Below are 12,201 nucleotides of genomic sequence, written 5' to 3'. Positions count from 1 at the left end.
TCTTGCGTATATACTACAAGAATGGTATACTATAACCCATCGGCGGCCCGTCCGGGCCGGAGTTTTGGAATAAAAGAAGAAACGTGCCGCGGGAAAATCGCCCGCCGCGCGGGAGGAGGGGTTTGAATGGGCCTTTTGGCGGACGCGAAGTCCATGCTGAAAAAAGATCCGGCTGCACGCAGCCTGGCCGAAGTAATGCTGCTGTATCCGGGCTTTCACGCGCTGGTGTTCTACCGGGTGTCGCACTGGTTTTACAAGCACGGACGGTTGTTCTGTGCCCGTATGGTCAGCCAGTGGGGGCGGGGCTTCACCGGCATCGAGATCCATCCCGGGGCCACCATCGGAGACGGCCTGTTCATCGACCATGGCGCGGGCGTCGTCATCGGCGAAACGGCGGAGATCGGTAACAACGTCACTCTATACCACGGTGTTACGCTGGGGGGCACCGGAAAAGATGAGGGAAAGCGCCACCCCACCATCGGAGACAACGTGCTCATCGGCACAGGCTGCAAGGTGCTGGGGCCCATCACCATCGGTGCGAACAGCCGTATCGGAGCCAACAGTGTGGTGCTGTCCTGTATTCCCGCCAATGCCACGGCCATCGGCATTCCGGCTTGCGTGGTGCGTGTGAACGGCAGCAAGGTGGCGCGTTCCAGCGAGGAGCTGAACCAGCGGGACTATCCGGACGTGGTGCACGCGGACATCAAGGCGCTGCAGCAGCGCATCGCGGCGCTGGAGTGCGCTCTGGCGGACCCGCAGGCTGCGCCTGCAGAAAAACGGTAACAAAAAAGCGCCCCGTTCAGCCGGAACGGGGCGTTCTTTTATTTTTGCGCTTACCGGAGGCTTACAGCGCGGGCTTCAGCAGATAGAAATACGCCAAAACCAGCGCGCCCAGACCAATGCGGTACCAGCCGAACACCTTGAAATTATGCTTTTTCACATAGTTCATCAGGAACCGGATGCACAGCATGGAAACGGCGAACGCCACGGCGCAGCCCGTGAGAAGAATTCCCACTTCAGAGCCGGAAAAGCCGCCGCCGTCGGCCAGGAACTTGACGACCTTGACGAGACTGGCTCCCGCCATGGTGGGGACGGCCAGGAAGAACGTGAACTCGGCCGCCACCGTGCGTGAACAGCCGATGAGCATCGCGCCCAGGATCGTTGCGCCGGAACGGCTGGTTCCCGGCACCAGCGCCAGGAACTGGAACAGACCGATGAACAGAGCCATGCGGTAATTGATCTGTCCAATGCGCCGCACCTGGGGGCGGCGCTTGCCCACGGTGCTTTCCATAAGCAGGAAGAACACGCCGTACAGGATGAGCATGGCGGAAACGACGGGCGGATTGTGCAGGTGCTCGGTCATCCAATCGTCCAGAGGCAGGCCGATGACGGCGCTGGGCACAATGGCCACCAGCACGTGGAACCACATGTCCCACACGTCCTTGCGGCAGTAGCGGTCCACCAGGCCGGACACACCGGAACCGCAGGCGTCCCGGTTGATGCGGAACGGCCACAGTTTGCTCCAGAAAATCACTACCACCGCAAGGATGGCGCCGAACTGAATGACTACATCGAACATTTCCTTAAAAGCATCCGATGTGGACATATGGATGAATTCATCGGCCAGGATCAGATGGCCGGTGCTGGAAATGGGCAGCCATTCGGTGATGCCCTCGATGACGCCCAGCAGCGCCGCGAAAAGATAATCCAGCAAAATAAGTCCCCCTTATTCCGGGCGCACAGCGTCCGTGGTGCGGGGCGCGCCCCGCCGTACAGTATATGCGTACGTCACACATCCAAGACCAGCCCCACCGGGCAGTGGTCGGACCCGTACACGTCGCTGTAAATGAGCGCGTCGCCAATTTTTTCGCGCAAACGTTCGCTGACGATGAAATAGTCGATGCGCCAGCCCGCGTTGGTCTCCCGCGCGCGGCGGAAATAGCTCCACCAGGTGTAGCGGCCCGCGGCGTCCGGATACAGCGCGCGGAAGGTATCCACAAAGCCGCTCATTAAAAGGTCGGTCATTTTCTGGCGCTCCTCATAGGAAAAGCCCGCCGAATGGATGTTCTGCTTGGGGTTTTTCAGGTCGATCTCCCGATGGGCGACGTTCAGGTCGCCGCAATAGACCACAGGTTTTTCCGTATCCAGCGCGCACAGATAAGCGCGCAGATCATCCTCCCACTGCATGCGGTAGGGCAGGCGCGCCAGTTCATTCTGGCTGTTGGGCGTATAGACGTTGACGAGGAAGAACTGCTCGAACTCCAGCGTGATGGCGCGGCCCTCGTGACTGTGCTCCTCTTTGCCGATGCCGTAGCGCACGGAGAGCGGTTCCATGCGGGTGAAAACGGCTGTGCCGGAATACCCCTTTTTCTCGGCACTGTACCAGTATTGGTGATAGCCCGGCGGCGAAAATTCGGCCTGGCCCGGCTGCATCTTCGTTTCCTGAAGGCAGACGACGTCCGCGCCGAAGCCCTCGAAGATGTCCGCGAAGCCTTTGCCGAGGATGGCCCGGAAACCATTGACATTCCACGATATCAATTTCAAAACGATATACCTCGCATATTTCTTTCAAAGTTCGGGACTTTCCGTCCCGGATATTGCACAGTATAGCACAAAATAGCCCCGCTGCATACCGGGATGCGGCGGGGCGCGCGTTATTTTCCGTTTTTTGCACGGAACGGACCGCTCATGTCAAAAAGGTGACCACAAGAATAAGCGCCGCGCACAGACCTGTGTATGCCAGCATGCCCGGCGTGCGCAGCGCACGGCCAAAGCTGTGGGCCGGGCGCTGCGCCCCCTCTCCTTCCCTGCCGTCCGCGGGTGCTGCACCGGGAAACCGCCAGCGCCTGCGCGCCGCAATCACGGCGCCCGCCGCAATGCTCACAAGCACCAGTATCCCCACGGCAGCCGTGCCCCAAATCCCTCCGTATTGTATGAAAAGGGGCGCCGCCATCGTGCCGATGGTGTTGATGGCAATATGCAGCAGGATGGTATACCGCAGCTTTCCCGTGTGGGCGTAAATGTAGCAGAAGACGGCGCCCAGCACAAAGGCATACAAAAGCTGAGACAGATTGGCGTGGAAAAGCGCGAACAGGAACGCGCCCACCAGTACATAGGTGCGGACGCCGTATCCGCCGATTTTATCGTACAGCAGCTTGCGGAACAAAAACTCCTCCCCCACGGGTGCCAGCACGCAGGCGAACAGAAACGTGGCCAGCGGGCTGCTGTTCATTTGCATCAGGGCAAGTGGGTTCTGCACCGCGCCGCCCTTAAGCATTCCCAGCAGAGCTGTGATGCCGAGGGAGACGAAATTGAACAGATACGTCACGCCCAGACACAGCACCAGCCAGCGCAGCCATCCTCCCGCCGTCAGCGCGGCGCTGCCCGCCGTGCCGGGCGTGCCGGGCACGAGTTTTTGCAGCAGCAGGATAAAAACAGGGACGGCAATGCAATACAGCGGCGCATAGGAGAGCGCCCACAGCCCCCAGCCCGTCTCCAGCAGGCTGCCCAGCAGTGTCATGCCGGCCAGCTGGAGCGCCTGTGTTACCAGCATCAGCACAAAGTAGCAAAGCCCCACCCGGGACATGGTGTTTTTGAATGACAAACCGTTCTGCATCACAGATGCCCTCCTCTTTTTCAGCAGCGGCATGCGGCGCGCTTTTGACACTCCGCCGCAGAGCCGCCGCGCTGTGCTTATGCTGTCTGGCGCACGCTGCCCCGCAGCAGCAGAGCGGCGCCTGAAACCGTGGCGGCTGTAAGAAGCGCAAGCGCCAGAAGCACCCGCGCCGGACCGCCGGGGATGAATGCCAGAACGTCCACCACCGCGCCCAGCGCACGGCCCAGCAATGTGTCGCGTCCCGCGCCCTCGGCCAGCCGTGTGAAGGTGTCGCCGAACAGGAAAACAGCCATATACGCGGCCCACAGCAGCCACAGCGCCCGCCGTCCCCAGCGCTGGATACATGCGCCCAGAAACAGCCCGGTGCAGGCAAGGACGAGAACTGCCGGCAAAATCACCCAGGCCCAGCGCAGTGCCTCCGGCTGCAGAAGGTCCGGCCCGTCAATGGGCATGCCGCGGAAAAGCAGCAGATACAGCCCGCGGTCCAGCAGCGTCAAAACCACTATGCCTCCGACGAGGCACAGCAACTGCAGGCACACGGTGACGAACATCCCAAACAGAAAACGGCGCCGTGTACAGCTCATCGTCAGCGCCTGCTCGTAGCCGCAGGAGAAATAATACAGCGCAAAAATAACGCCGAACATCACCAGCATGATCGCTGCAAATACAGTGCCAAGGGAAAAATACTCCTCCTCATGAGCGAAATACATGATACACAGGCTAAGCGCCTCGCCAAGCAGCCAGGCTCCGCCCAAAACAGCCAGCGATTGCCACAGGCTGTTCCGGTTGAGCAGGAATTCCCGTTTAATCGATTTTAACATATATGCTCACCCCTTTACCGGTATGCGGCGGCACATGAGCCAATCCAGCCAGCCCAACAGCACGGCCAAAACGATGGCGCTGCCGCCCAGCGCCCACGCATTGGAAAGAAAGCGCAGCATCGCGTCCAGCATGCCGTCCAGAGCTCCCGCCGCACCCGCGTAGCCGATGATCCCGCCGATCACCGCACATCCGCCGACGATCAGTACGAAAAATACGATCATGCCCACACGCCCAAAGCGGAGGCTGACAAAACCCAGCGCTTCACCAACGGACGCGCCGAGGAGCAGCACGGCAAACAGCCCCACCAGCATCGTACCGGTGAACAGGGCGTCCACGCCGAACATCCATTTTACTGCGAGCTGGATCAAAAGCAGGCATACGCCGATGCCTCCGGCCAGCATCACCTTGGCCGCCTGTGCTCCGGCGAAGAAGCCCCGGCGCGTAACGCCCATGGAAAGAGGCAGCGGCATGTAAGACTGGATCAGGCTGGCCTGCAGCACAAAGGGGAACATCATCCCGCAGGCGAAGGCCATGCCCAGGATACGCCAACCCGCGCTTTCAAATTCGGACAGCGGCGTGGAAACGGCGTAAAATGCAATGAACAGTGCGCCGACGCCCAACAGCGCGCCAATGAACTGCACTACCAGCAGGCTCAGATATTTTACGGTACGCAGCATCGTTATTCCCCTTCCTTATGGCCGCCCGTCAGGTAGACGAACACCTTTTGAAGCGTCACGCCGCTGATATCCACATCCAGCCCGTCTGCGCTGCGGCGCAGCGTATCCAGGCTGCCGCGCACGCAGGCCGTGCGGCTGCGGCCCAGGCCCTCTTCGTGGATGACCTGCAGCCCGGCGCAGGCGCGGGCCACGTCCTCGTCCCGGCCGGAAACATAGTGGAACTGGGCCACGAAGCTTTCGCAGTTGCCTGTCTCGATGACACGGCCGTTGTCGATAAAAATAATATCCTCAAACACGCCCGCGGCTTCCTCGATGATATGGGTGGAGATGATGAAGGTGCGTCCCGTTTCGGCGTAATCGGCCAGAAGCACATCGTAGAACTGTTCCCGCGCCACCACATCCAGGCCGGCCACCGGCTCGTCGAGAATGGTGATGGGCGCGCGGCTGGCCAGCGCCAGAACGATGGTGACCATGCTCATCATACCCTTGGAGAGCTTGTAGATCTTCTTTTTGGTGTCCAGCCCGAACATCTCGATCAGTCGTGCGGCGTACTCCTTGTCCCAGTGGGGGTAGTACAGTGCGGCGGCGCGCAGGTATTCCTTCACCTTCAGTGTGTTCTGGCCGAACAGCAGCATGGGCGAAAGCTCGCGGGAAAAGCAGATCTCGTCCAGTGCTTTCTGGTTTTCCCACACGCGCTCCCCGTTGTAGGTAACGAGGCCGGAATCGTGGGTATTCTGTGCCGTCAGAATGCTGAGCAGCGTGGTTTTGCCCGCGCCGTTGCGTCCGATGAGGCCATAGATCTTGCCTGGCTCGATGGTCAGCGAGACGCTGTGCAGCACCTCTTTTTTGTTGTAGCTTTTGACCACATCCGTGGCCTGCAATACTCCGTTCGTCATGTCCCTGTCCCTCCGTTACGTTTTGTCCGCCGCGGCCTGTTCAATCATGGCCATCAGCTCTCCCTTGCCGATGGCAAGGGTGCGCGCCTCGTCCACAAGGCTCCTCACATATGTTTCAAAAAAACTGTCTTTGCGCTTTTGGATGATTTTCTGTTTGCTGCCCGCCGCAACGAACATGCCGATCCCTCGTTTCTTATACAAAATGCCCTCGTCTACCAACAGGTTCAGCCCTTTGGCCGCCGTGGCCGGATTGATGCTGAACGCTTTTGCAAGTTCGTTGGTGCTGGGCGCCTGTTCCTCTTCCAAAAGCAGGTCCCGCACGATGTTGTCCTCCAGCATGGCTGCGATCTGCAGATAGATGGAGGTGGAATCATTCAGGTTTCCATTCAATTGTCTGCGCTCCTTCCCTCCAAAGGTTATTTGGTTATGTGGTTCATTACTTGTGTAACTAACTATACAACACGCAAAGACGGTTGTCAATCCCTCCGTCAAAAATTTTTGTTTTCCCTGCGGCAGATTTCCCGCCAAAGAAAAGCGCCGGAGCCTTCGAAAAGGCTCCGGCGCAGGCGGGAACTTATTGAGCGGATGGCCCCGCATCGGGGTCGAACCGTGTGAGAAACTGGCAGTACACATAAAGGTTCTGGACCTTTGTTGCCTCATTGCCGTACTCCGTGCGGATACTGGGCTGCGTCTCCGACGGCGTGACATAAAGGCGGAACGCAATGGCGTCCTGGTCCACCGCCATGTTCTCCACGGGTGCGTAATTGAAGTTGCGGATGGCAACGTCCAGATGCTTGTACAGCAGCTGTTCGATCTCGGCGTTGGAAAAGCACCGGACGACCTCACGGCTGCCGTGCATTTCAAGGATGGCTTTTACTTCCTCGAACGAGATCTCCTGTAAACGGAAACAGCCCTGATGCAGCAGGGTGAGCATGGATGCGTTGTCAAGCAGCAGCAGCGGTTTGGATGCGGCCATGGTACTCTTCCTTTCTGTTTGAAAAGTGGAGGAACAGTCCTCCCTGTCTTCATAGTACCGTGCAAACACCCGAATTGTCAATTATTGTTAAATTTATATCGTCTAATAAGTTGATTATTGTAAAATATACCAAAATCAAACTGCCGCACTTGGTGGGAATGCGGAATTTACAGCCGGGCGGGATGCTCGGCCAGCCATTCCTCCAGAATTTGAGCCGCCAGCGCCACCAGCTCCGGGCAGGGGCGCTTTTTATAATATTCCGGCGTGCGCGCCTCGGCCTGCGGTATGCCCTCGGGACGGGCCAGGCCCAGCAGCTCCCGGCAGATGATGCTGCCGTTTTCGGCCCGGAAGCGCCCGGCCAGCTCCTGGATCATCGCGTAGGTATCGGTTTTCTCCAGCCCGGCTTTGGGGTCGTTGTAGCCGCGCAGCGCGCTTGCGGCCAGCGTCATACCGCTTACCGCACCGCATACCTCCCGCATCCGTCCCATGCCTCCGCCAAAGCCGCTGGCCAGGCGTGCCGCGGCGTCTACCGAAAGGCCCATCTCCGGCGCGAACGCCCCGGCCACAGCCTGCGCGCAGTTATAGCCCTCCAGAAACAGCGCTTTCGCGCGTTGTGCTTTTTCACTCATATCCGATCAGTCCTTTACCAGGGAAAATGCAGTTACGTCGAACAGGCCGCGGTCCGTCAGGCGCAATTCCGGTATAACGGGCAGCGCCAGAAAGGAAAGGCTGGTAAACGGGTCCACATGGTACGGGATACCCATGGCCTTTGCCCGCTCCAGAATGGCGCCCGCTCCGGCCTGTATCTCCTCCCACGGGGCGGTGCTCATCAGGCCTCCCACGCGCAGGGGCAGCGCGCCCAGTATTTTTCCGCCTCCGGCCAGCACATATCCGCCGCCGATTTCTTTCAAATGGTTGATGGCCAGCACGAGGTCCGCGTCGTTGTCTCCCGCCGCGATGACGTTGTGGCTGTCGTGCGCCACGCTGGTGGCAATGGCTCCGCCTGTGATGCCGTAGCCCTTCAACGGGCAAACGGCAACGCCTCCGTTTTTGCCGTGGCGTTCCACCACGCATAGTTTGGTATAAACGGCGTTGGGCCGGAAAAAGCCGTTTTCCGAAGGAACCTCCTCCACCGCGTGACGCGTGACGATCTGGTACGGTACCATCTCAATGACATGGGCCGGGCCCGCGACGGGCAGCGCAAGGTCGGCAGGAGCCACGTTCTCAAAGTGTACCGAATGCAGCAGTGCATCGGGTACGGGGGCGGCGGCAAGGCCTGCAAAGCGCTCCTCCACGGGCCGGCCGTCCTTGTAAACCGCGCGCACGGTCATCTGCTTGAGGCTGTCCAGCAGGACAAGGTCGGCCCGATAGCCCGCGGCCACGGCGCCCAGGTCCCGCAGGCCGTATTCGCGGGCTGCGTTCCAGGTGGCCATTTTGATGGCGGTGACAGGCTTCATGCCCAGGCTGATGGCCTGGCGGACATTCCATCGCAGATGGCCGTCCCGGGCAATGTCGTCCAGATGCTTGTCGTCGGTGCAGAACAGGAACCGGTCGGCAGGCATGTCGCTGTCCAGCAGGCCGTTTACAAGCACCGAAAGGTTTTTCGCAGCGCTGCCCTCGCGAACCAGCACAGCCAGACCCGCGCGCAGCTTTTCGGCAGCCTCTGCAAAGGTGGTGCACTCATGCTCGGTGCGGATGCCCGCGGCTGCATAGGCCTGCAGCTCTCTGCCAGAAAGGCCGGGAGCGTGGCCGTCGGCCCGCTTTCCCGCATCCGCGGCCAGCGCCAGCTTTTCCAGTACGGTTTGCCGCGCGGCCAGCACGTCGGGATAACACATCACCTCGCCCAGGCCCAGTACGCGGGGATGCGCCATAAACGGGGCCATGTCTGCGGCGGTGAAATCCGCGCCGTTTGTTTCAAAGGGGGTGGCGGGCACGCTGGAGGGCAGCATCAGATACACGTTCAGCGGCAGGTTTTCCGTTGCATCCAGCAGATATTGTACGGCCTGTGCACCGCATACGTTGACGATCTCATGCGGGTCGGCCACAATGGTGGTGGTGCCGCTGCGGGTAGCGGCGCGGGCGAATTCAAAGGGCGCGGCAAGGCTGGATTCGATGTGGATGTGCGCGTCGATGAAACCCGGACACAGGAATTTGTCCGTGCAGTCCAGTTCTGTCCGTCCCCGGTAGCTTCCCACGCCCGCAATCACGCCGCCCGCCACCGCCACGTCTGCAGTGATGATTTCCTCGGAAAAAACATTGACCACGTTGACGTTTTTGAACACGAGGTCGGCGGGGGCGCGCCCCGCCGCCACGTCGATGCATGCTTTGTCCGCTTTCATTGTCCGGCCGCCTTTCCTGTTTTTGGTTTTTACCAGTATACTACATTATATAAAAAACGAAAAGGGCTCCGGCACATTCGCGCAGGCAGGACGCTCTGCGCTTCCCCGCCCAAAAACAAAAAGCCCGCTTTCAGCGGGCTTTCGGCTCTGCATCCTGTCAAATTTTTGTACGCAGTGGTATGGCCGCGTCAGAGCGCGGCCTTGAGCCGCCGGGCCAGCCGCATCAGCAGTGTGGGATTCCGGCGGTAATAATCCGCCCACCAGGCCTTTTCGGCGCGCTTGTCATAGGGAAGACGGCTGTACGGCTGGGTGCGGGGATATGCGCGTTCATACTCGCAGTTGAGACGAGGGTCCATTTGCATGAAAACAAGCCTCCTTTTTGAGGCCGCCCGGCACCGGGCGGCACAGTTGCGTGCAGAGCGTTTTGCGGGATGTGTTATTCTATTTTATGCCCCCGACGGGGACGGTGTGAGCTTCCGTTCCTTTCCGCTTTCAGTATATCATGTCCGCCAGTGAACGACAATATACCATTTGCACGAAAGCGCGGCCATTGCTTACAGCAACCTGCCGGAACGGTTTTTCCGGCGAATACACCTGTGTGCCGCGTGCCCTCATGCTGCGGTTTTTGCCGCAGTTGTGACGAAATTGTAAAAGTTGAAAAAATTCGCGCATTTTGCCCCGCAGGGCTTGACATACTAAAAAAGTGTTGTAAAATAAATTTAGCACTCGAACAGATAGAGTGCTAAACAGCAAGAGAGGAAAGGTGGTGTGGGCGGTGCCGATGGACGATCGGAAACGGCGTGTGCTGCGGGCGATCGTAACACTGTATGGCGCGGACGGAGAGCCGGTTGGCAGCGGTCTGCTGGCCGAACAGTTCGGACATGCGGTGTCCAGCGCCACGCTGCGCAACGAAATGGCCGCGCTGACAAAGCTGGGCCTTCTGGAGCAGCCCCACACCAGCGCCGGGCGCGTGCCCAGCGCCAAGGGCTACCGCTACTACATCGACAATCTTCTGGATACAGGCGCCCGCCTTCCCGCTGAGGAAAAACGGCAGATCGACCTTTTGTTCCGCGAGATGGACTACGACCCCGAACGTCTGGCCGAAAGCGCCGCAAGGGCTTTGGCGGACCTGACGGGCTACTGTGTCGTGGCTACAACGCCCAAAAGCGAGGACCTGTGCATCGCCCATTATGAGGTGATGCAGGTGGGCCGCTACACGGCGGCGGTGCTGGCCGTCACCAATGCGGGCGGTGTGCGCACGCGCACGGCAAAGCTGGATTTCGCGCTGCGGCCCGGCGACGCCCAGCGGCTGTCCCAAGCGTTGAACACCTACCTTACCTTCCGCAGCGCGGCCGACGTGCGCGAGGAACAGATGCGTACCGCAGCACAGAGCCTGGGCAGTGCGGTATATTACCCGGTGCTTTCGGCGGCGGTGACGCTGCTGCGGGAAGCGGGACGGCCCAATGTATATCTGGAGGGCCAGCAGAACCTGCTGAATTATGCCGAGCTTGCGGACAGCTTCCGCACGCTGATGGAATTCTTCAGCGACACAGAAGCCGTCAAGCGCTACGTCAGCCCCAAGAGCGAGCGCACCACGGTGCTGCTGGGCGACGAACTGCCCGAGTACCGCATGCCGGGCTTCTGCATCATGACGAAGCGCTATCTCGCGGGAGGCGGGCTGACGGGGGCCATCGGCATCGTAGGTCCAACGCGCATGCCCTACCGGGAAACGATCCCGCGGCTTGAATATTTCGCATTGCTGCTCGGCGAATGCATGTCGGGCAGGGTGCAGGAGGAGTAGCAACATGGCAGACACGGAAAAAGACGTGAACCGCGCGGCCGCCGCGCCGCAGGAGGAAGCGTCCGCCGCGCAGGCGGCGCCCGAGGCACCGCAGCCTGAAACGCAGGATGCAGAAAAGACGGAAAAAAAGGAAAAGCATACAGAAGGCAAGGCGCATGCCGAGCTGGCCGCACTGAAAACCAAGCTGGAGCAGGCTGAAAAAAAGCTGGCCGAAACGAAAGACACGCTGCTGCGCACCGCCGCGGAATATGAAAACTTCCGCAAGCGCAGCGCCAGGGAGCACGATGCCGCGTTCGACAACGGCGTGAGCTTCGCGGTGAACACGCTGCTGCCCGTGCTGGACACGCTGGAGATCGCCGCCGACGCGCCCACCGCGGACGAGAGCTATAAAAAGGGCGTGACCATGACGCTGGACAAATGCCGCGAGGCGTTCGGCAAAATGGGTGTCAGCGAGATCGAGGCGCAGGGCAAGCCCTTCGACCCCGAGCTGCACGCAGCCGTGCTGCAGCAGCCCTCTACCGACGACATGCCCAGCGGCACCGTCACGCAGGTGATGCAGAAAGGTTATCTGCTCCACGACAAGGTCATCCGCCACGCGGCCGTGGCTGTGGCCGAATAGGCTGACATCTCAAAGCCGAAAGGCTTTTTGATATAAATTCAGAAATCACCACATATATTCACCGAGTTTTGATAAAAGAGGAGTCTGAGAGTTATGAGCAAGATTATTGGTATCGACCTTGGCACCACAAACAGCTGTGTTGCCGTCATCGAGGGCGGCGAGCCCGTCGTCATCGCCAACGCCGAGGGCGCGCGTACCACGCCGTCCGTCGTGGGCTTCACCAAAACAGGCGAGCGCCTGGTGGGCCAGGTGGCAAAGCGCCAGGCCATCACCAACCCCGACCGTACCATCGCTTCCATCAAGCGCCATATGGGCACGGACTATAAAGTGGACATCGACGGCAAGAAATACACCCCGCAGGAGATCAGCGCCATGATTTTGGCCAAGCTGAAAGCGGACGCCGAGAGCTATCTGGGCGGTCCCGTCACCGAGGCAGTCATTACTGTTCCCGCGTA

The 12,201-nt window shown here is 60.0% G+C and carries 15 protein-coding genes; 4 read left to right on the top strand and 11 right to left on the bottom strand.

The annotated features are described in order from the left end of the window. The first annotated feature begins 126 nt into the window (after nt 1–126). Nucleotides 127–783, top strand: a complete 657-nt coding sequence (gene epsC, locus IIY41_RS12355) for a serine O-acetyltransferase EpsC (RefSeq protein WP_009323435.1) — start codon at nt 127–129, stop codon at nt 781–783. A 61-nt stretch (nt 784–844) separates the two neighbouring features. Here epsC and IIY41_RS12350 read toward each other — a convergent pair whose 3' ends face one another. The 11 genes from IIY41_RS12350 to IIY41_RS12300 form a co-directional block, all read right to left on the bottom strand. Continuing rightward, a complete protein-coding gene (locus tag IIY41_RS12350; RefSeq protein ID WP_050006412.1) occupies nt 845–1,714 on the bottom strand; it encodes an undecaprenyl-diphosphate phosphatase in 870 nt (289 codons plus the stop codon). Nucleotides 1,715–1,788: 74 nt separating this feature from the next. Next, nucleotides 1,789–2,544 (bottom strand): exodeoxyribonuclease III, encoded by a 756-nt coding sequence (locus tag IIY41_RS12345; protein WP_009323433.1) that lies wholly within the window; start codon nt 2,542–2,544, stop codon nt 1,789–1,791. A 142-nt stretch (nt 2,545–2,686) separates the two neighbouring features. Further along, nucleotides 2,687–3,616, bottom strand: coding sequence for a CPBP family intramembrane glutamic endopeptidase (locus IIY41_RS12340; protein ID WP_205457316.1), 930 nt, complete (start codon nt 3,614–3,616; stop codon nt 2,687–2,689). Nucleotides 3,617–3,693: 77 nt separating this feature from the next. Further along, nucleotides 3,694–4,437 (bottom strand): hypothetical protein, encoded by a 744-nt coding sequence (locus IIY41_RS12335; RefSeq protein WP_050006414.1) that lies wholly within the window; start codon nt 4,435–4,437, stop codon nt 3,694–3,696. Nucleotides 4,438–4,443: 6 nt separating this feature from the next. Further along, the gene (locus tag IIY41_RS12330) at nt 4,444–5,115 is read right to left on the bottom strand and encodes a hypothetical protein (protein ID WP_009323430.1); all 672 of its coding nucleotides are present in this window, start codon (nt 5,113–5,115) and stop codon (nt 4,444–4,446) included. Nucleotides 5,116–5,117: 2 nt separating this feature from the next. Further along, nucleotides 5,118–6,011 (bottom strand): ABC transporter ATP-binding protein, encoded by an 894-nt coding sequence (locus IIY41_RS12325; RefSeq protein WP_009323429.1) that lies wholly within the window; start codon nt 6,009–6,011, stop codon nt 5,118–5,120. A 15-nt stretch (nt 6,012–6,026) separates the two neighbouring features. Then, a complete protein-coding gene (locus tag IIY41_RS12320) occupies nt 6,027–6,401 on the bottom strand; it encodes a GntR family transcriptional regulator (RefSeq protein ID WP_287400985.1) in 375 nt (124 codons plus the stop codon). A 184-nt stretch (nt 6,402–6,585) separates the two neighbouring features. Then, nucleotides 6,586–6,987 carry a hypothetical protein gene (locus tag IIY41_RS12315; RefSeq protein WP_009323427.1) on the bottom strand — a complete coding sequence of 134 codons (402 nt, stop codon included), beginning with the start codon at nt 6,985–6,987 and terminating at the stop codon, nt 6,586–6,588. 167 nt (nt 6,988–7,154) lie between these two features. Further along, nucleotides 7,155–7,616, bottom strand: a complete 462-nt coding sequence (locus IIY41_RS12310) for a C-GCAxxG-C-C family protein (protein WP_205457317.1) — start codon at nt 7,614–7,616, stop codon at nt 7,155–7,157. A 6-nt stretch (nt 7,617–7,622) separates the two neighbouring features. Further along, nucleotides 7,623–9,326 (bottom strand): adenine deaminase, encoded by a 1,704-nt coding sequence (ade, locus tag IIY41_RS12305; RefSeq protein ID WP_058723751.1) that lies wholly within the window; start codon nt 9,324–9,326, stop codon nt 7,623–7,625. A gap of 188 nt (nt 9,327–9,514) precedes the next feature. Beyond that, complete coding sequence (locus IIY41_RS12300; RefSeq protein ID WP_009323424.1) at nt 9,515–9,688, bottom strand: hypothetical protein; 174 nt, start codon at nt 9,686–9,688, stop codon at nt 9,515–9,517. A gap of 419 nt (nt 9,689–10,107) precedes the next feature. Here IIY41_RS12300 and hrcA point away from each other — a divergent pair, with 419 nt between their 5' ends. The 3 genes from hrcA to IIY41_RS12285 all read left to right on the top strand — a co-directional run. Beyond that, nucleotides 10,108–11,127, top strand: a complete 1,020-nt coding sequence (gene hrcA / locus IIY41_RS12295) for a heat-inducible transcriptional repressor HrcA (protein ID WP_009323423.1) — start codon at nt 10,108–10,110, stop codon at nt 11,125–11,127. Nucleotides 11,128–11,131: 4 nt separating this feature from the next. Then, nucleotides 11,132–11,746: a nucleotide exchange factor GrpE gene (gene grpE / locus IIY41_RS12290; RefSeq protein ID WP_050006417.1), complete on the top strand. Its 615-nt coding sequence runs from the start codon at nt 11,132–11,134 to the stop codon at nt 11,744–11,746. 93 nt (nt 11,747–11,839) lie between these two features. Then, nucleotides 11,840–12,201 (top strand): Hsp70 family protein (locus IIY41_RS12285; RefSeq protein ID WP_287400980.1); only part of this gene is annotated, 362 nt, incomplete at its 3' end.

Origin of the sequence: Ruthenibacterium sp., from assembly GCF_017421385.1 — a bacterium.
Taxonomy (GTDB): Bacteria; Bacillota; Clostridia; order Oscillospirales; family Ruminococcaceae; genus Ruthenibacterium; species Ruthenibacterium lactatiformans.
This window is presented reverse-complemented; position numbering and strand designations above follow the sequence as displayed.

Bases quoted from the DNA above. Each gene is read 5' to 3' on its own strand.
- epsC (WP_009323435.1), top strand. From the start codon at position 127: ATGGGCCTTTTGGCGGACGCGAAGTCCATGCTGAAAAAAGATCCGGCT.
- IIY41_RS12340 (WP_205457316.1), bottom strand. From the start codon at position 3,616: ATGCAGAACGGTTTGTCATTCAAAAACACCATGTCCCGGGTGGGGCTT.
- IIY41_RS12335 (WP_050006414.1), bottom strand. From the start codon at position 4,437: ATGTTAAAATCGATTAAACGGGAATTCCTGCTCAACCGGAACAGCCTG.
- IIY41_RS12330 (WP_009323430.1), bottom strand. From the start codon at position 5,115: ATGCTGCGTACCGTAAAATATCTGAGCCTGCTGGTAGTGCAGTTCATT.
- IIY41_RS12325 (WP_009323429.1), bottom strand. From the start codon at position 6,011: ATGACGAACGGAGTATTGCAGGCCACGGATGTGGTCAAAAGCTACAAC.
- IIY41_RS12315 (WP_009323427.1), bottom strand. From the start codon at position 6,987: ATGGCCGCATCCAAACCGCTGCTGCTGCTTGACAACGCATCCATGCTC.
- IIY41_RS12310 (WP_205457317.1), bottom strand. From the start codon at position 7,616: ATGAGTGAAAAAGCACAACGCGCGAAAGCGCTGTTTCTGGAGGGCTAT.
- ade (WP_058723751.1), bottom strand. From the start codon at position 9,326: ATGAAAGCGGACAAAGCATGCATCGACGTGGCGGCGGGGCGCGCCCCC.
- IIY41_RS12300 (WP_009323424.1), bottom strand. From the start codon at position 9,688: ATGCAAATGGACCCTCGTCTCAACTGCGAGTATGAACGCGCATATCCC.
- hrcA (WP_009323423.1), top strand. From the start codon at position 10,108: ATGGACGATCGGAAACGGCGTGTGCTGCGGGCGATCGTAACACTGTAT.
- grpE (WP_050006417.1), top strand. From the start codon at position 11,132: ATGGCAGACACGGAAAAAGACGTGAACCGCGCGGCCGCCGCGCCGCAG.